We start from the raw sequence: 16,202 nt of genomic DNA on the forward strand, positions 1-16,202 counted from the left end.
CCCCCTCAATGGGACTCACCTGTTTTCGTCAAATCACATCCAACGGTTCTTTCCCACTCGGTGGCGGGAACGCCTCGTCGAGCGCGTTATAGTCGTCCTCGGTCAAGTTGAGGAGCATCGCCGCGCCATTCTCTTCGACGTGCGCTTTCTGCCCTGCTTTCGGGATGGCGATGACGTTTCCGCTCCGCACCGTCCACGCGAGCAAAATTTGGGCCGGTGTCGCGCTATACGCCTCGGCGATCCGGTTCACCGTTTCATTCTCGAAGATGTCCGCCTTCACGTCGCTTCCTTCGGCGAGCGGGGCGTAAGCCATCATCGGGATGCCCTGTTCCTGTAAGAACGGCAACAAGTCGTACTCGACACCACGGCTGCCGAGATGATAGAGCACTTGGTTGACGGCACAATGCTTCCCGTTCGGCAAGGCGAGCAGTTCTTTCATGTCGTCGACATCAAAGTTCGAGACACCCCACGCCCGAATCTTGCCATCCGCCTTCAACTGTTCGAGCCCATCGACAGTCTCCTCGAGCGGGATGTTCCCGCGCCAATGAAGCAGATACAAGTCGAGGTAATCGGTGCCAAGACGTTCGAGCGTGGCGTCACACGCTTGGACGAGCTTGTCGCCTCCGGCGTTATGCGGATACACTTTCGAGACGAGGAACACGCCTTCTCGCCGGTCTCGAATCGCTTCACCGACGAGCGACTCCGATTTCCCTTCCCCGTACATCTCCGCCGTATCGATGACGTGCAACCCGCAGTCGAGTCCCGTCCGGAGTGCCTCGATCTCGGCTTCCCGTTTCGATTCGTCTTCTCCCATGCGCCATGTGCCTTGCCCGAGGGCCCTCATCTCACGCCCGTCTGGCAGTTCAGCCACGTGTTGTTTCAATGCCGCCAAAATTAATGTATGTGGAATGCGGTTCATGCCATTTCCTCCTTCGTCCATTGTTCGTGTAACGGTCCAGTCGTCCCGAAGACGGGATCGGTCGCCGGCTTGTCGACTCGTTCGATCCGTTGCACACTGTCCGGTCGCTCTTCCGGTTTCCCCGTCAACGTGTCGTAGTCGCGTCCTTCCGGATACGCACCGACGATGGCGAAATCTTCACTCGCCTCGAGACGGCGATGTCCCGTCCCGGCCGGTAAAATCAAGACGTCCCCCGCTTGAATCGAGACGAGGTCTCCGGTCGCACCCCCGAGTTGAACCGTCGCCCGGCCCGATTTCACGCCAAGCACTTCATGTGTGTTGCTGTGGTAGTGGTGGTAATCGAACACCCCGTTGACCCAGCTGTTCCCCCAGCCGTTATGTTCGAACGTCTCTTGCATGCCGTCCGGCTCGTCGAACACGCCTCGGTATAAAAGCACCGGAAAATTTGGATTGTTCGGAATCGAACCGTCGTCTTCAAATCGATATGTCTTCATATCCATATTGTCCCCTCCTTTGTCTCTAGTGTCTGTACCCGACATGAGACAACAAAAAACGGCTGCTCGTCAGGAGCAACCGTTTTGTCAGGAGATAACATCTTCCCCATTCTGTTCAATATGCCCTTCTCCCCAGGCACACATCGCATCCAAAATCGGTTGGAGCGACCAGCCGTATTCGGACAGAGAATAGACGACTTTCGGCGGTACTTGTTCATACACCGTGCGGATGATGACCCCGTCCGCCTCGAGCTCGCGCAACTGTTGCGTGAGCATTTTTTGCGTGATGTTCGGCATGAGCTTTTTCAATTCACTCGTGCGCCGTTCCCCTTTAATCAAATGACACATGATGACGACTTTCCACTTTCCGCCGATGACGTCAAGCGTCGCCTCGACCGGGATGTTGTATGGCATAATGGTTCCTCCTTATGGACCGGGATAGGTACTTTTCGGTGCCTATCGTACTTGAAAGTGCGTACTTCCCAATTGAATTCGATGGACTTATGATAGCAACTGTAGCTCAGTTATACAAGCTCATCTCACCGGTAACTGCTTCTTGAGACAGTAAGGGTCTTTTTCGACCGTACTGGACAATAAAGAAGATTGAGATGTTCGAGCTACTTCGAGACGAAGGGCCCTCGTCTCAACAAACATTCTTAGGAGGAATTACTCATGAATCAACCGTACACACAACCTGTCGACGAACAGGCACCGAAAAACGGAGGGTTGGCACTGCTCGCCCTCGCCATCAGCGCCTTCGGCATCGGGACGACCGAGTTTGTCCCGGTCGGCCTGCTTGCATCAATCGCCAGCGACTTGAACATCGGCATCACGCTCGCCGGTCTCATCATCTCCGGTTATGCCATCGGCGTCGCCGTCGGTGCGCCGATTTTGACAGCGCTCACGAACCGGATGAATCGCAAGACGTTGCTCATGGCACTCATGGTCGTCTTTATCGGTGGGAACTTGGTATCCGCCTTGTCGACCAGCTTTGAACTGTTGATTGCTACCCGGTTCATCACCGCGTTCGCACACGGCGTCTTCTTCTCCATCGGGGCGACGATCGCCGTACAGCTCGTGCCACCGCATAAAAAAGCGAGTGCCATCGCACTCATGTTTACCGGCTTGACAGTCGCGACCGTTACCGGCGTCCCGCTCGGCACGTTCATCGGCCAAGCGTTCGGCTGGCGCGCCACGTTCTTTGCCGTCGCCGCACTTGGGATCGTCTCGATTATCGCCAGCTTCTTCTTGATTCCGAAAGACTTGAAACAGTCGCCGCCCGCGAAGTTCTCCGACATGAAGAAATTGCTCACGAACAGCCGTATCATGCTCGGCTTTTTGATCACATCCCTCGGTTACGGCGGAACGTTCGTCGCCTTCACGTACTTGACGCCAATCATGCAGGACGTGACGAACATCAGTCCGAGCTTGATTAGTATCGTCCTACTCGTCTATGGGATCGCCGTCGCCATCGGCAACTGGGCAGGCGGGAAGTTCGCCAATGAGGACCCGGCCAAGGCGCTGTTCTATATGTTCATCGTTCACGCCGCTGTCATGATCGTCATGTCGTTCATGATTCCGTTCAAAGTCGCGGGACTCATCGCCATCGTCTTGATGGGATTGCTCGCTTTCATGAACGTACCTGGACTTCAGCTATATATTGTGCAACTCGCTGAAAAATATGTACCGGCTGCGGTCGATGTCGCGTCGGCGCTCAACATCGCCGCCTTCAATATCGGAATCGCGCTCGGTGCGACCATCGGTGGAATCGTCGCGGACTCGATTGGTCTCGTGCATACGCCTTGGGTCGGTGGCATCATGGTCATCCTCGCTGTCATCTTGACCGCCGTCTCACGTCGTTTGGAAGCGAAATAAGGAGGAGCTTATGTTCAATAATCACAAAAGCTACAATCGGATGTATCGGGAGGGCGAGCTCACGCTCGGCCTCCACATCCCGTTAGAAAATTTCAAGATGCGCACCCCGACGCTCGAGCGTCAAGTCGAGCTCGTTCAAAAAGCAGATGACTATGGCTTCACGGCGCTCTGGCTTCGGGACGTCTTACTGAAAGACCCGTACTTCTTGGACCCGGCAGTCGGTCAGATTTACGACATGTTGATTTACGGGACGCACTTGCTTGGTCAGACGAAACGCATCGCCCTCGGCACGTCCGCCCTCGTCTTGCCGCTCCGGCATCCGCTCCGTTCGGCGAAAGAAGTCGCGACGATTGAAGCGTTGTTCCCGGAACGTTTGATTCTCGGCATCTCGTCCGGTGACCGTCGAGCCGACTTCAAAGGACTCGGGGTCGACCATGCGACAAGGGGCGATCAGTTCAAAGAGTCGCTCCGTATCATGGAGCAGGCCCTCTACCACAACTATCCGACCATCGATTCGTCGTACGGCGAGGTCCATGAGGCGACGCTCGTTCCCCGTCCGAAAAAACGCATCCCAACGATGATCACCGGGTTCGCGCAGCAGGATATGGACTGGCTCGGGAAACACGGGGACGGGTGGATGTATTATCCGCAGGCCCCATTCGCCCAGCAACAAGTGCTGAACGATTGGCGCGAATCAGGTCAGACGCATGGAAAAGGGTTCCGTCCGTTCTCGATGCCGATGCATCTCGATTTGGCGCATGACCCGGACGAACTGCCGACTCCAATCCGGCTCGGCTTCCGTGTCGGTCGCAATCAGTTAATCAAACTGCTCGAGGCGTATCGGGCCATCGGCGTCAATCATTTGTTCTTCGCCTTGTTCGACGGGCAACGTCCGGCCGACGAAGTCATCGAGGAGCTCGGGGAATATGTGCTCCCGCATTTCCCATCGCTTTCATAATACTCAGGTACTCAAAAAGACGACTTTCCCTAAGTGGAAGTCGTCTTTTGCATTACAGCCAATGGCTCGGTCGCGTGTAAACGGGTGCCAGTCTCGTCTGCCGGTCCCCGTTCATCGCGTTCACTTGCATCTGTGTCAAAAACAGACCGTCGGTTAATACAGCTCCTCGCACATCGAGATCTCGTACGTCGGCGCCCATGAAGTCGACATAGGACAGGTCTTGCCCACGTAAGTTAGCGCCAATCAACAAGGCACCCCGGTAACACGTGCCTCTGACATCGTGTCGACTCAAGTTTCGACCAATCAAATCGGCCCGGTCTTGTTCGTGTCGTGACGTCAACTTCAGGTCGTCCTGTTTCAATCCTTCCACACGTATGTGCTGACTGAGTCGGACGAACAACGGGCGGGCTTGTTGTCGAAATGCCATCAGCGCCGTCCCGGTCAACTGTTCAGGCGCCAACTCACGGAATGCCAGTAGCTCTTCCAATAACGTCTCGAGTAACCGCGCATCGTGCTCAGGGATCTCCCGGGTCAGGATGTCAGTGATGTAGAGCAACAGCTCATGGACTTGGTTCATGATTGGTACCGTCGCGAACATACGCGCGCCGTCTACATCGTCCTCCCGCCAGCTTCGTCCGTGAAACGTCACTTGTGACACGAACTGCCCGGCCCCGAGACAGTCGTACACCGTACATCCTTTGAAGCCCCGCTCACGCAGTTCGGAATGGATGTTGCAGGCATACGAATCTGCCAAATGGACACACGGCTGTCCTGCGGGTTTATCCATAGGGAAATCCTCAGATTTCAAGTAGTGGAACGCCACACAACAGAGACCGAAACAATTCGCACAATCCGGTTTGAGCGATTCACGCAACATATGTAAATCGGGCATCGCCATCCATTGTCACTCCTTTCTTGTATGTCTTGACTCTATATATACAAGTATAAAGCATGCCCCTGTTTTTCCCATACAAAAACCAACCTACTTTCACACAGGTTGGTCCGTTCGTTCAGTTCACTTTATTCTCGAGCTGTTGCAACTTCGTCGAGTAGTACTCGATGATGTCGCGACGTCGGATGATGCCGATGAAATACTTCCCGTCATCGACGACCGGCACGAAGTTTTGATCCGTGATCGCATCGACGAGCTCCTCGATTTGCGCCGTGATGGCGACCGGCTTATACCGTACGCGTTGCTTGATATCTTTCAACCTTGTCCGCAGCACTTTTTCGTAGTCTTCTTCCCCGCGAAGCTGTTCGGCGAGTGCCCAGAGTAAATCCCCTTCCGTCATCGTCCCGGCATAAAAGCCGTTTTCGGATACGAGCGGCACCGAGGTGAAGCGATGATGCTTCATCTTCTCGAGCGCTTGGCGCACCGTCGATTCCGGGTCTAGATATTTGACGTCTTCTTTCGGATATAAAAAGAAAGCGATATTCATGTACAATCTCTCCTCAATCTAAAAATCCACCTCTTCATTGTACCATGTATTAGGGTCTAGTCAGCACAAAATGACCATCTAATCTGCATCTGTTCTGTCACAAGGAGGCTTATTCTCTCTTTACCATAAAGCGTTTCCAAACAATCCGTCCGAAGTTGTTGTGAACACACAAACAGGCACGGCCCCGAACAGCTTCTCCAAAGCCAATCTTGACCGTGAATCAAACTTCTTGTCTCACATGTTTGGTTGACCAATCTAAACGGAATTATCCAAAACGGCTTCACTGTAGCTATACCCGAGTGGAGGTCATTCTAGCCTCAAAAACCGTAACAAACGTGCAACAGATCCCCATCAAAAAAAGCCTAGGAACGTTCCCTAGGCTTGTCTCACTCAAATAAATTCGAGCAACGTCTTGTTGAACTTGTCCATCTCGTCAAGGACGGTACCGTGACCGCTCTCCTCGAACCGCTCGATGCGCGAGTTCGGGATGCCCTTTTCCATCTCGAGCGCGAACTCGAACGGACAAATCTTGTCGTGCACGCCATGGATGATGAGCGTCTCGACATTTACTTTCGGCAAGTCCTCACGCAAATCTTCATCGCGGAGTGCTTTCGCCGAAGCGATCGTCCCGTGACTCGACGCGACGAGCGACAGATGATGGAACCAGTTTTGCATCGGTTTCGAATGTTCTTTCTCGAAGAAAATCTCACCGAACCCTTCGAGCATCTTCGGTCGGTCTTTCAACGTGTCCTCAATCAACGCATCGACCTCAGCTTGCGTCATCCCGTAAGGATAGTCCGGACGTTGCGTGAACACTGGTGCCGCAGCACCTGACAGGACAAGTTTCTTCAACCCGTCATCCGGGAAATCGACGGCATAACGGATGGCAATCGCCCCACCCATCGAGAAACCGACGAGCGTGAAATCTTTGATGCCAAGACCGTCAACGACCATGTGCACGTCTGACGCCATCGTCGCATAGTCATAACCTGTCGCCGGTGCATCCGACTTGCCGTAGCCACGATAGTCGATCCCGACGTAACGGTAGCCTGCTTCGAGCAACGCATTCTTTTGATACTCGAACATGTTGTTGTTCGCTGGCCAGCCGTGCAAGAAGACGACGGCATCGCCTGCCCCGACGTCTTCCACGTAAATACTCGTTCCATCATGTGCTGTAATATAGTTCCCCATTGGTCAAAACCCCCAGTTGGATTGTTGAGCGGCGTGCGTGTTTGCCCACAATCCACTTTTTCCCGTTTGACCGAAGTAGAAACCTGTCAACTGTCGCGCCAGAGCGATTCGGCTTTCAAGACATGCTTAATCGCCGACGCTCCTTCGCGTAATACGGACGTCCGCCACGACTCATCTTCCGGATAAAACATGGCCATAAATTCTTTTCGAATGCCGTTGCGGGCTTCCGGGTCTTTCGTACCTTCAAAGTAGAGCCGGTTCTCGAGAATAATCGTCAAGAACTCGCGAATCGTCGCTTTCGTCGACGTCCCGAATGTCCCGAACTCGAACAACGCCGAGACGAGTTGTTTGTCCGGATAGTGCGTGTCCCTTACGTAATAGAAATGGTTCGTCGAGTCTCCGAGGACGTCGGCCGGGTCATACGTCTGGATATTTTTCAATCCGTATGTCCGCTTCAGTTCGTCGACGTCACGCCCGTCCTGTTCACTGATGACCATCGTCACTTCGTTCGTCGGACCGAGCGCCGTATGCCAGTCCATATGGATGACGCGGTCGTAGCGGTCGAGCAAATCGTGCTGCACCTCTTTCAAGAAGATGGCGGACGGCTCATCCGATTCGCCGCCGTAATAGACACCTTTCGGGAACTGATACTGCCCCATTCCTTTCGCCTCGGTCATCGCGTCAAACCCGTCGAGCTTGATGCCAGATCCGAGGAACGAGTAGATGTGTTCGCGCGCCTCATGGTAATCATCGATGACGCCGTCCGGGACGAACAAGTGCCGCATGACCTCATATTCTTTATTGACGTTACGCGGGAGGGCCTCCCGGTCGATGACATAGTTTCGGTTCAAGTCAACGTTATGTTCATTGACGCGGCGGAAGTGTTTCATTCCCCACGGATTGACGGCATGGATGAGACAGATGCCGGTCGACTCGTACCGAAGGTTTTCGAGTTGCGTCTCGACGAACTGGTGTGTCACGGCTGCACCGGCGTACCCTTCGATGCCGTGCTCCCCGATTGTCATGAGAAGCACCACTTCGCGTGATCCCGCAGGTTCACCGATGATGACATCAATCGTATCCTCGCCGATCGAGTGGGACATCACGCGGGCCGTCGGATAATAGGGTTTGACGCGGTCGAGCAGGGCGAGAAACTTCTCACGCGACTCTTCGTATGATGATGAAAAATACTGACTCATAGTGACTCCCTCCATTCTAATCTTCTGTATCCCATTCCCATTCCTGGCCAGACTAAAAACGCCCCCTTAAGGAGACGTTTTCAACGCTTAGTGGGCACCGGCCTTCGTGCCCCGGTTCTGACGGCGGAACTCGAACAAATAGACGAGCGGTGCGAGTAGGACCGCTCCGAACACCCAATACGCGCCCGGAGTCACGAACAGCGTCTCGAACGCCCGGAAAAACCAGGCGACGAGCGAGAAGCCGACGACAAGTTCGGCCGTCCAGATGACTCCACGACGCACGGCGAGCATGAGCGTGTTCGTTTTTTGGAAGAGGGCTGCGAGAAAGGCAATTAAAAAGGCCGGGAAACTACTGAACCAAAGCATCCGATTGAGCGTCGATTCGGCAAAATACGTGTTGCCGAGCGACACCGTGATGACATAATGCGCGACGAGCACCAATAAGACGACAATCCAACCCATGAGGACGTCACGTTCCCATTTTTTCATTGTTCTCCCTCCGTTCCACGCAACAGAGCTACCCTTATATTTACCCGTTTTGCGAATGCTTCGGACAATTCTGCGTCAAAAAAGACGCGTCCCGTGAGGAACACGCCAGATTATTTGTCCATCAAGTGACGAGCCCATTCGGTTGCCCGCTCGAGCTCTCCGTCTTTGAGTGGCCCTTCTTTATCGAGGACAATGAACGACTCTTTCAACACCGGTTCCGCTCCCTTGTCCAGCAGCAATCGTTCGATTCGGGTCGACGCGTGGCCGAACCATTTGACGATTTTTCCGACAAAAAAGCCTTGGTCCTCTTCAGCCATGCTCGTATCGAACGCCGCGGCCCGAATGCCCCGGAGCGCATGATCCGATAGGCCGTCTAAAAAGGTTTTCACGTCCTCGGTCTCGCGTCCGCCATGTGTCGGTGAACCGACGACGAACAAATCGAGATTGGCGAGGTCGCCGTATCCGACATGGCTGATTTGCATGATGTCAACTTGGTGCAAGTCGCTGAACCCGTCCTTGATGGCATACGCGACTTTTTCAGTGCACCCGTACATCGAATCAAAGATGATGAGGATTTTCATAGGGAATCCCTCCATTACACGAAAACACGATATGTCTACAGTTGACTGTTCCCTTAATGAACCGAACCTCATCATGGATTCATTTAATTTTCATGTCTTTTCTTCATACGTATAGCCACAAAGATGAAAACACCAACAGCGAGCGCCCCATATGCCACCTTATCTAAATGGTCACGCATGCTGAATGGGGCGTCATGCCGATATTCGGCCCGCTTCCACCCCGACTCGTCCTCGACCGCGAGCACATCCTCCATCGCTTCCCCGTTCACTTCTCGATAGGTCGTCCCAATCGGATACATGTTCGAGGCATCCCCATAATAGCTCCCGTCCATATCGTCGGCCATCGTCTTCACCTCACCGACGACCTCACCCAAATCGCCCTCCAATACGGCAACATCCATCACTTCATACACTCGTCCATCCAACACGACGAACGCATACGCCCATGACAAGGCTTGGGCCGACAAGGAGACGGATAGCAACAATAACATTAATCCTATGACACGCCTCATCGAATCGCCCAGACGAACGTCGCCGAGTCGCTCAAGTCGATTTCGTCCGGTTCGAGTTCCGGCATCGCCGCCTCTGAGAAGAGCACCTCGTCATGGAGCGTGAGACGCGTCGGTGAATAAAGATGCAGCTCGCCCCACGTATAATCGATTTGAAGCAAATCGCCGAGCGACGCCCCGGCTCCTTTTGCCAACAGTTCCGCCCGATGGCGCGCGTTCGTCGCCGCACTCGCGAGCAGTTCATCTTGAACTGTATCCGCATCCTTGATTGTGAACGAGATGGACAGCTTCGGTTCGGCTAGTGAGTTGCTGACGTGTTCGATGACCGCGGACAACTGTTTCGTCTCGAGCGGAAACTCGAGTTTCGTCTTCTGTTGACAGACATAACCACGGAATCGTGATTTATAGTTGCCTTCTTCATCCCGATAGCTCTCATAGTCCGTATCGATCGAGAAGTCGGTCGTCTTTAAATCCGTTTTCGCGAAACCGGCCTGCTCGATTGCTTTTTGCAGCCGCGTGACGGCGAGTACCGCCCCGTTCATCGTCTCCTCATAGCGGACGGCTCTTGACGACAAATCCATTCTCACGACAATCAAATCTGGCTTGGCCGATACTTTTCCCGTACCTTTGACGGTGATCGTGCGTTCCATACGATTTCCTCCTCATCGTTTAAGAAATGCCGAATAGTTTCGTGACGGCCTTCCACTTGCGCGGATAGGCGTTGCTGCCGCTATGCGTCCGAACGGTGCCATCCGGTTGTGTAATCATCAGACTCCACTGCGTCCCGTCAAGGATTATTAAGTCGCCTTCTACTTCAAACGTCGACGGCCACTTGTCTGTCCCTAACGCTAAAAAAGCGGTGTACATATCTTTCGTTTCTACTTCATCGTACGTGACGAACGTGTCCTTCGGCCTTTTATGGCTTTCCCTCCGCCAGTCAATGTATCGGACAGCCGTCCCGTCTGGAAAGAATGTCAAGGTAGACTCGTTCATAATCCCGAAGCCACCTACCTTGAATTGGATTTCGAACGATTTGTCCTGCATGCCATGCCCTCCTTTAGATGTCATCCACTGTGTGTCTTTCTTCGTTATCCTCATGGCGTGTTCCCCCCCTTTACGATGAAGTCACGTTTTTCCGGTCAGCGAGATCAACAGTCCGATGAGATAGCCGAATGCTGCACCTGTCGCAATCCCGTACACCAATTCAAATCCGAGTAGGAGCGAACTGATGATGCCAATCCCCGCTCCAAACACTAGTCCGAGTCCTACACCCGACGCTCGCCAATTCTGTTCTGTCATCGTAGTCTCCCTTCTCCTATATATCCCTTCCCGTTAACGGAACCGGTCCATCATAAACGCCTCTACGTCATCGAGTGTTTCAGCACCTCGTAGCGACGGATAGGCATCACGACTGAAGACGAGCCCTTCGTCCGTGTTCAAGAACATGTATCGCTCACCGTCCGGAAAGCCGTAATCACTCACATCCATAACTTGAAGCGTTGCCCCGTTTTGTGACCAGACGTGGGAAGTGTCATGCCGTCTCGGCATAAAAATCCCTTCCATGCCGAGGCGAAGTTCAGATATGACGTCCGCATCTGACTGAAGCACTTTCGAACCGACGCCTGCAACGGTGAGTACTTTCATCTCACTCCCGGGCTCAACCTCGCCCCGATAGACGTCTGTCACGCCAATCGTCACGATCGACTGATATTCCGCTTGTCCGTTGAAATCCAGCTCGATGTGGTCAATCTGTTTGACGACGCCCCGCACCACGACAGGCTCCCATTTCGAGAACAGTTCATCTTCACTCATCTCAATCAGGTTTGCCGACGACATCCCGACATCGATGTCCTTTTCATCGATATACGCGACCGACATATTGCTCGAGCTGTCCGACAGCGGAATCAACTCTTTGAAGCCGTCCCATGTCACGGCAAAGAGTGCAACAGCAGCGACAGCGATGAGACCTCCCATCCAACGCCAATGTCTTCGTTTCTTTCCCTCGACTTCCATCGATTCCTCGACGAAACGGTCATCGACGTCCCCCATCAAACGTGTGAGCCTCATAGCGCCACCCCTTCCGCTTCGAGTATTTGCTTCAAGTCGTTCCGTGTCCGAAGCAGCACCATTTTGACCTTGCTCTCGCTCACGTGGCGCATCTTCGCGATATCCTTGATCGACTGAAAGTGAAAGTAACGCCCCATGAAAATCTGCCGGGTCTCTTGCGACAACTGGTCCAAAAATTCGTTCAATAACTCGACGACTTCCGAATCGGTCGCAGCGGAGGCGGCGAGACAGTGCTCAAGCTCGCTCGCGATAAGCGGGACTTGCCCCGCTCCACGCTTCTTGGCGTTCGCTTTCTCATACTTGTGGAGCGCGACGTTCCGGACCAGCTTTGCCAAGTAGGCAGCGAGGCGCACTGGACGCGTCGGTGGAATCGCTTGCCACGCCTTCATGTACGTGTCATTGACGCACTCGTCCGCGTCCTCCCGGCTATGCAAAATGTTATAGGAAATCGTATGACAATAGCCGCCGTATTTTTGCGCCGTCGCCTCAATCGCCCGCTCGGAACGCCTCCAATACAAATCGATAATCGCTTGATCGTCCAATCGAATCCCCCTCTCGATGTACTTACATCTTTATAGACCGGAAATGAAATCCATCGGTCACAACTTCTGTAAAAGTTTTTTGGAGCGGCTCTTCACGGCCGGGCTTCCCGTCTCGCGTTGCGACTCGAGCAATGCTTTCAGCTCGTCCCGAAATCGTGGATGCACGGCGCTCAAATCAAACATCGCCTGCAGGGCGTTGACGATGACGCTCGACTCGGTGTCAATCCAACCGGTGAGTACGTGAACGATGCCGGACGCCTCTTCCTCTGTCCACGTCATCCGTGGCATGAGTTGGGCCAAGTGCCACCTCACTTGTTGTTGGGTGGCGATCTGTAGCTGCTCGAACAAGGACGCCTGATGTGCTTGCAGCAGCTCCGGATGACGGCGTGTCACTTTCTCCATCGCGTCCGCACTCCGCATCCGGACGATGGGACGGGCATCGGTCAAGCCGGTCATCAATTCACTGAATCGGCCCGGGTCGTTCCCAACAAATTCGACGACCTCATCGACGCGACCGACCGAGCGCAAATCCCCACCACTCAACAATTCTCGGATGTCCATTATTCCACCTCTTTCTTCATTCTTATTTTACAAAAAAAGGGACCCAGTAGACACTGAATCCCGATGCATTCCGATTAGTTATTCTCTTGCTTCAATCGGTCGATAATATTATCCGACTTCACTTTCGAGATGGCATATAGCATCGAAGAACCGACGATGAGGAAGATTACGACCGTGACGAAGAAGATGTCGCCCCACGGCAATGTGAACGGTGCCTCGAACGTGTTGATTTGCGCCCGATAAATGAGGTACATGATCAGCACACTGACCGGCACCCCATACGCCAATGCCTTGATTCCGTAGAAGATGCTCTCATAGTACACCATCTTGTTGAACCCTTTCGGTGTCATGCCGACCGATCGCAGCATCGCGAACTCGCGGCGCCGGAGCGAGACACTCGTCGAGATCGTGTTGAAGATGTTCGCCACCGAGATGAGCGAAATCAAGACGATGAACCCATAGACGAAAATCGATAACAGCAACAACACTTGCTCTTGTTGTTCACGTTGTTCCGACACGTTGAAGATATATTGGTCCATGTTCTGTTCCGCTTCAATGACTTGCTGCGTCGCCTCAGGATTACTCGTGTTCAAGGCGATCGATGGGCTCGACTGCTGCATCAACTGACCGATCGCATCCTCTTCGAACGTCCCTTCCCGGACGATCACATCGAGCCATCCGAGTGAACTCGTCATTACACCGGTCGGGGCGACGTCGGTCATGGCTCCGATTTTGATCGTTTTGAGCGGTGCCGCCTCGTCCGTCGCGTTCTCGTCCCGGAGTTCGAGCGTATCACCAATCTCTGTCTCAATCGTCTTCGAGTTGACAAACTTTTTCTTGTCCACGTCTTGATACGACACTTCGTCAATCAAGACGGCGCCGGGGACGTCTCCGTCTTCAAAGTTGCTGGCGGATGCCCCGATCTGCTTCAAGTACGCATCGAAGCTGTCGTCATCTAATTGATAGAGGGAGACGTAATACATGAACTTCCCATCGACGAAGGTGGATGCCAAATCTTCATTTTCGGTGACTGCGCTCGGTAATTGCGCTTCGTCGACCATCGTCTGGACGGTCGTGTTCTCGAAGTACGTCCCGCCCGTCACATTGTCCAACGTCTCATAGCGCTGTAAGTCATCCTTCGTGAGATTCGACCCGTTCACGAGGATATCGAACTCGTACGTGCCTTGCGACATCTCGAGCGACTGTTCGAGCCGGTCCGTGAAGTAACTGACGACTAAAAACAGCACAATACTGATGACGAGTGAGAACACGGTCGCCAAATACCGTTTCCGGTTCCGTTTCGTGTTTTTCAATCCAATCTCTGCTTCCAACCCGAAGATGCGGCGCACGAGTTTTGACGTCTTCACGTTCTTCGACGTCAGTCGCACGTCCTGTGTTTGCCGAATCGCGTCAATCGCCGAAATCTTCGAAGCGCGGCGCGCCGGCAGATAACACGAGATGAAAATCGTCACGCTCGAAATGAGTATCGTCAACAAGAGTGTGAGCGGTGTGACGACGACCTCAAACTTCTCCGTCACGTTGAGCGCCTTCTCCGCAAAGGCATTGATGAACAGGAACGTGACCCCGATTCCGGCCACCCCGGCAATGATACCGATTGGGATGCTGATTCCTCCGATAATCAATCCTTCAAAGAAGACCGAATTTCGTTTTTGCCGTTTCGTCGCCCCGACACTCGCGAGCATCCCGAGGTAGCGTGAGCGCTCAGATACGCTGATGGCAAAGGCATTATAGATGAGCGAAATCGAGCCGATGACGATGACCGCCATGATGATGCCACCGAACCCGTACAGCGTCTTGCGCAAGCCGTCATCATCGGTCACCCCATAATAGCGAAGCAACGACGCGTTATAGGCAATCCCTTCAATTTTCTGTTCGCGCATCAGTTGTTTCGTATCTTCATAAATCGAACCGTTCACGTCGTTCAAGGCGACGAACGTATCGACGGTCGCACCATTCAATGCTCTGTCGTCAATGTATCCGACGACCGTGTAACCCGGCGACCACGTGGGCTCCCAGGCTGGGCGCGTCATCGTGCCGACGACGGTCAACGTCACTGTCTCCTCGATGTTCAACTGTTCAAGCATCGTCTCCCCGTCACGCATCAAGCCATCGCTTTGCGTCAACACGCGACCTGACGATTCGTCCATGCGCTCGCCGATCTCGAGCGTCAACTCGTCACCGATGTTGTACGTGACTTGTGCGTTTTGACGGATAGCTTCAGAAATGACGACTTCGCCTTCTTTGTTCGGCAAGCGTCCCTCCGTCAAGTCGACGGGAAAATTCTTCAACCCCGAAGTATTATAGTTGCGGACGTATAAGTACGGTTTATAGGCATTCTGTGATTCTTTTAATTCCGCATAGCCGTCACTCGACAGGATGACGTCCTTCGTGGCCGCGTCATTCCGGATTGCCTCGATCTGGTCTTCGTTCGTGTTGACATATTTGACGTGCCACTCCCCGTTCTCCGCGATGTCTTGGCGAATCATCAAGTCCAGGAACGACGAACCGAGTGTCGTCACAGCCGTAATCATCGCCACCGAGATGATGACCCCGATGATGGTGACGAGCGAGCGCCGCTTGTTCTCGCGCAAGTGCCGAAGCGTCATTTTATTGATGATGTTCATGCGCGGACGACCTCGTTCTTCGCAATCTTCCCATCCTCAATCGAGATGATGCGGTCGGCCTGTAAGGCGATCCGTTCGTCGTGGGTGATGATGATGAGCGTCTGATTGAACTTCTTGTTGAACAGTTTGAGAAGGCTCATGATTTCTTCACTGTTTTGACTGTCCAAGTTCCCTGTCGGCTCGTCGGCCAGGATGATGGCCGGGTTGCTGATGAGTGCCCGGCCGATAGAGACGCGTTGTTGCTGCCCACCAGACAGTTGGTTCGGCAAATGCGTCAGCCGGTTCGACAATCCAAGAATGCCGATGATGCGCTCCAAATGAGCGGCGTCAACTTTTTGCTCGTCCAATAACATCGGTAACGTGATGTTCTCCTCGACCGTCAAAATCGGAATCAAGTTATAAAATTGATAAATCAAACCGATTTGACGACGGCGGAAGATGGCGAGCTGTGTCTCATCCAACTTGTAAATATCGGTGTTGTCGATCAACACCTGTCCACTTGTCGGGACGTCGACACCGCCGAGCAAATGCAACAACGTCGACTTCCCCGAGCCCGACGGTCCGACGATGCAGACGAACTCGCCTTTTTTGACGGTGAACGACACGTCATCGAGCGCCCGCACTTCCATCTCGTCTTTCCCGTATACTTTTGATAAGTGTTGTACTTCTAATATGTTCATGGTTGCACCCTCCAGTACTTGATCTACTTTGAGTGTACCGAGCGAGTGTGACA

Annotated in this window: 20 protein-coding genes; 2 read left to right on the plus strand and 18 right to left on the minus strand. The window is 53.5% G+C overall.

Annotated features, from left to right (window positions below):
• Window positions 1–28: 28 nt before the first annotated feature.
• From KNP80_RS07700 to KNP80_RS07710, 3 genes are all read right to left on the minus strand, one after another.
• The gene (locus KNP80_RS07700) at window positions 29–919 is read right to left on the minus strand and encodes an aldo/keto reductase (RefSeq protein ID WP_214832075.1); all 891 of its coding nucleotides are present in this window, start codon (window positions 917–919) and stop codon (window positions 29–31) included.
• Window positions 916–1,419: a cupin domain-containing protein gene (locus tag KNP80_RS07705; protein ID WP_214801147.1), complete on the minus strand. Its 504-nt coding sequence runs from the start codon at window positions 1,417–1,419 to the stop codon at window positions 916–918. Before KNP80_RS07705 ends, KNP80_RS07700 begins: the two co-directional genes overlap by 4 nt.
• Window positions 1,420–1,500: 81 nt before the next feature.
• Window positions 1,501–1,830, minus strand: coding sequence for a winged helix-turn-helix transcriptional regulator (locus tag KNP80_RS07710; protein ID WP_214832270.1), 330 nt, complete (start codon window positions 1,828–1,830; stop codon window positions 1,501–1,503).
• Window positions 1,831–2,085: 255 nt separating this feature from the next.
• Between KNP80_RS07710 and KNP80_RS07715 the strand changes: the two genes are divergently transcribed.
• Window positions 2,086–3,288, plus strand: a complete 1,203-nt coding sequence (locus tag KNP80_RS07715) for an MFS transporter (protein ID WP_214832077.1) — start codon at window positions 2,086–2,088, stop codon at window positions 3,286–3,288.
• Window positions 3,289–3,298: 10 nt separating this feature from the next.
• A complete protein-coding gene (locus tag KNP80_RS07720; protein ID WP_214832079.1) occupies window positions 3,299–4,246 on the plus strand; it encodes an LLM class oxidoreductase in 948 nt (315 codons plus the stop codon).
• A gap of 52 nt (window positions 4,247–4,298) precedes the next feature.
• Here the strand turns inward: KNP80_RS07720 and KNP80_RS07725 are convergent, their stop codons facing one another.
• The 15 genes from KNP80_RS07725 to KNP80_RS07795 form a co-directional block, all read right to left on the minus strand.
• Entirely contained in the window at window positions 4,299–5,144 is an 846-nt protein-coding gene (locus KNP80_RS07725) for a pentapeptide repeat-containing protein (protein WP_214834440.1), read from the minus strand.
• Window positions 5,145–5,256: 112 nt separating this feature from the next.
• On the minus strand, window positions 5,257–5,685 hold the full coding sequence (locus KNP80_RS07730; RefSeq protein WP_021066516.1) for a CBS domain-containing protein: 429 nt from the start codon (window positions 5,683–5,685) through the stop codon (window positions 5,257–5,259).
• 390 nt (window positions 5,686–6,075) lie between these two features.
• Window positions 6,076–6,876, minus strand: a complete 801-nt coding sequence (locus KNP80_RS07735; RefSeq protein ID WP_214832083.1) for an alpha/beta fold hydrolase — start codon at window positions 6,874–6,876, stop codon at window positions 6,076–6,078.
• Between the two features lie 86 nt (window positions 6,877–6,962).
• Complete coding sequence (locus KNP80_RS07740) at window positions 6,963–8,075, minus strand: M14 family metallopeptidase (RefSeq protein WP_214832085.1); 1,113 nt, start codon at window positions 8,073–8,075, stop codon at window positions 6,963–6,965.
• Window positions 8,076–8,162: 87 nt separating this feature from the next.
• Complete coding sequence (locus KNP80_RS07745; protein ID WP_214832086.1) at window positions 8,163–8,564, minus strand: hypothetical protein; 402 nt, start codon at window positions 8,562–8,564, stop codon at window positions 8,163–8,165.
• Window positions 8,565–8,674: 110 nt separating this feature from the next.
• On the minus strand, window positions 8,675–9,145 hold the full coding sequence (locus KNP80_RS07750; protein ID WP_251128825.1) for a flavodoxin family protein: 471 nt from the start codon (window positions 9,143–9,145) through the stop codon (window positions 8,675–8,677).
• A gap of 83 nt (window positions 9,146–9,228) precedes the next feature.
• A complete protein-coding gene (locus tag KNP80_RS07755) occupies window positions 9,229–9,636 on the minus strand; it encodes a hypothetical protein (RefSeq protein WP_251128826.1) in 408 nt (135 codons plus the stop codon).
• Window positions 9,637–9,653: 17 nt separating this feature from the next.
• Window positions 9,654–10,304, minus strand: a complete 651-nt coding sequence (locus KNP80_RS07760) for an SIMPL domain-containing protein (protein WP_214832089.1) — start codon at window positions 10,302–10,304, stop codon at window positions 9,654–9,656.
• A gap of 19 nt (window positions 10,305–10,323) precedes the next feature.
• Complete coding sequence (locus tag KNP80_RS07765; protein WP_214832090.1) at window positions 10,324–10,698, minus strand: hypothetical protein; 375 nt, start codon at window positions 10,696–10,698, stop codon at window positions 10,324–10,326.
• Window positions 10,699–10,779: 81 nt separating this feature from the next.
• Window positions 10,780–10,953 (minus strand): hypothetical protein, encoded by a 174-nt coding sequence (locus tag KNP80_RS07770; RefSeq protein ID WP_214832091.1) that lies wholly within the window; start codon window positions 10,951–10,953, stop codon window positions 10,780–10,782.
• 33 nt (window positions 10,954–10,986) lie between these two features.
• Complete coding sequence (locus KNP80_RS07775) at window positions 10,987–11,721, minus strand: hypothetical protein (protein ID WP_214832093.1); 735 nt, start codon at window positions 11,719–11,721, stop codon at window positions 10,987–10,989.
• The gene (locus KNP80_RS07780) at window positions 11,718–12,263 is read right to left on the minus strand and encodes an RNA polymerase sigma factor (RefSeq protein ID WP_214832094.1); all 546 of its coding nucleotides are present in this window, start codon (window positions 12,261–12,263) and stop codon (window positions 11,718–11,720) included. Before KNP80_RS07780 ends, KNP80_RS07775 begins: the two co-directional genes overlap by 4 nt.
• A 57-nt stretch (window positions 12,264–12,320) precedes the next feature.
• Complete coding sequence (locus KNP80_RS07785) at window positions 12,321–12,824, minus strand: hypothetical protein (protein WP_214832095.1); 504 nt, start codon at window positions 12,822–12,824, stop codon at window positions 12,321–12,323.
• 74 nt (window positions 12,825–12,898) lie between these two features.
• Complete coding sequence (locus KNP80_RS07790) at window positions 12,899–15,469, minus strand: ABC transporter permease (RefSeq protein WP_214832096.1); 2,571 nt, start codon at window positions 15,467–15,469, stop codon at window positions 12,899–12,901.
• On the minus strand, window positions 15,466–16,149 hold the full coding sequence (locus KNP80_RS07795; protein WP_214760367.1) for an ABC transporter ATP-binding protein: 684 nt from the start codon (window positions 16,147–16,149) through the stop codon (window positions 15,466–15,468). Before KNP80_RS07795 ends, KNP80_RS07790 begins: the two co-directional genes overlap by 4 nt.
• Window positions 16,150–16,202 lie beyond the last annotated feature (53 nt).

The organism is Exiguobacterium sp. E4787 (genome assembly GCF_018618375.1).
Classification (GTDB): domain Bacteria; phylum Bacillota; class Bacilli; order Exiguobacteriales; family Exiguobacteriaceae; genus Exiguobacterium; species Exiguobacterium chiriqhucha.

Coding starts and splice junctions, on each gene's coding strand:
- KNP80_RS07700 (WP_214832075.1), bottom strand. CDS start 919: ATGAACCGCATTCCACATACATTAATTTTGGCGGCATTGAAACAACAC.
- KNP80_RS07705 (WP_214801147.1), bottom strand. CDS start 1,419: ATGGATATGAAGACATATCGATTTGAAGACGACGGTTCGATTCCGAAC.
- KNP80_RS07715 (WP_214832077.1), top strand. CDS start 2,086: ATGAATCAACCGTACACACAACCTGTCGACGAACAGGCACCGAAAAAC.
- KNP80_RS07720 (WP_214832079.1), top strand. CDS start 3,299: ATGTTCAATAATCACAAAAGCTACAATCGGATGTATCGGGAGGGCGAG.
- KNP80_RS07725 (WP_214834440.1), bottom strand. CDS start 5,144: ATGGCGATGCCCGATTTACATATGTTGCGTGAATCGCTCAAACCGGAT.
- KNP80_RS07730 (WP_021066516.1), bottom strand. CDS start 5,685: ATGAATATCGCTTTCTTTTTATATCCGAAAGAAGACGTCAAATATCTA.
- KNP80_RS07735 (WP_214832083.1), bottom strand. CDS start 6,876: ATGGGGAACTATATTACAGCACATGATGGAACGAGTATTTACGTGGAA.
- KNP80_RS07740 (WP_214832085.1), bottom strand. CDS start 8,075: ATGAGTCAGTATTTTTCATCATCATACGAAGAGTCGCGTGAGAAGTTT.
- KNP80_RS07745 (WP_214832086.1), bottom strand. CDS start 8,564: ATGAAAAAATGGGAACGTGACGTCCTCATGGGTTGGATTGTCGTCTTA.
- KNP80_RS07750 (WP_251128825.1), bottom strand. CDS start 9,145: ATGAAAATCCTCATCATCTTTGATTCGATGTACGGGTGCACTGAAAAA.
- KNP80_RS07755 (WP_251128826.1), bottom strand. CDS start 9,636: ATGTTATTGTTGCTATCCGTCTCCTTGTCGGCCCAAGCCTTGTCATGG.
- KNP80_RS07760 (WP_214832089.1), bottom strand. CDS start 10,304: ATGGAACGCACGATCACCGTCAAAGGTACGGGAAAAGTATCGGCCAAG.
- KNP80_RS07765 (WP_214832090.1), bottom strand. CDS start 10,698: ATGCAGGACAAATCGTTCGAAATCCAATTCAAGGTAGGTGGCTTCGGG.
- KNP80_RS07770 (WP_214832091.1), bottom strand. CDS start 10,953: ATGACAGAACAGAATTGGCGAGCGTCGGGTGTAGGACTCGGACTAGTG.
- KNP80_RS07775 (WP_214832093.1), bottom strand. CDS start 11,721: ATGAGGCTCACACGTTTGATGGGGGACGTCGATGACCGTTTCGTCGAG.
- KNP80_RS07785 (WP_214832095.1), bottom strand. CDS start 12,824: ATGGACATCCGAGAATTGTTGAGTGGTGGGGATTTGCGCTCGGTCGGT.
- KNP80_RS07790 (WP_214832096.1), bottom strand. CDS start 15,469: ATGAACATCATCAATAAAATGACGCTTCGGCACTTGCGCGAGAACAAG.
- KNP80_RS07795 (WP_214760367.1), bottom strand. CDS start 16,149: ATGAACATATTAGAAGTACAACACTTATCAAAAGTATACGGGAAAGAC.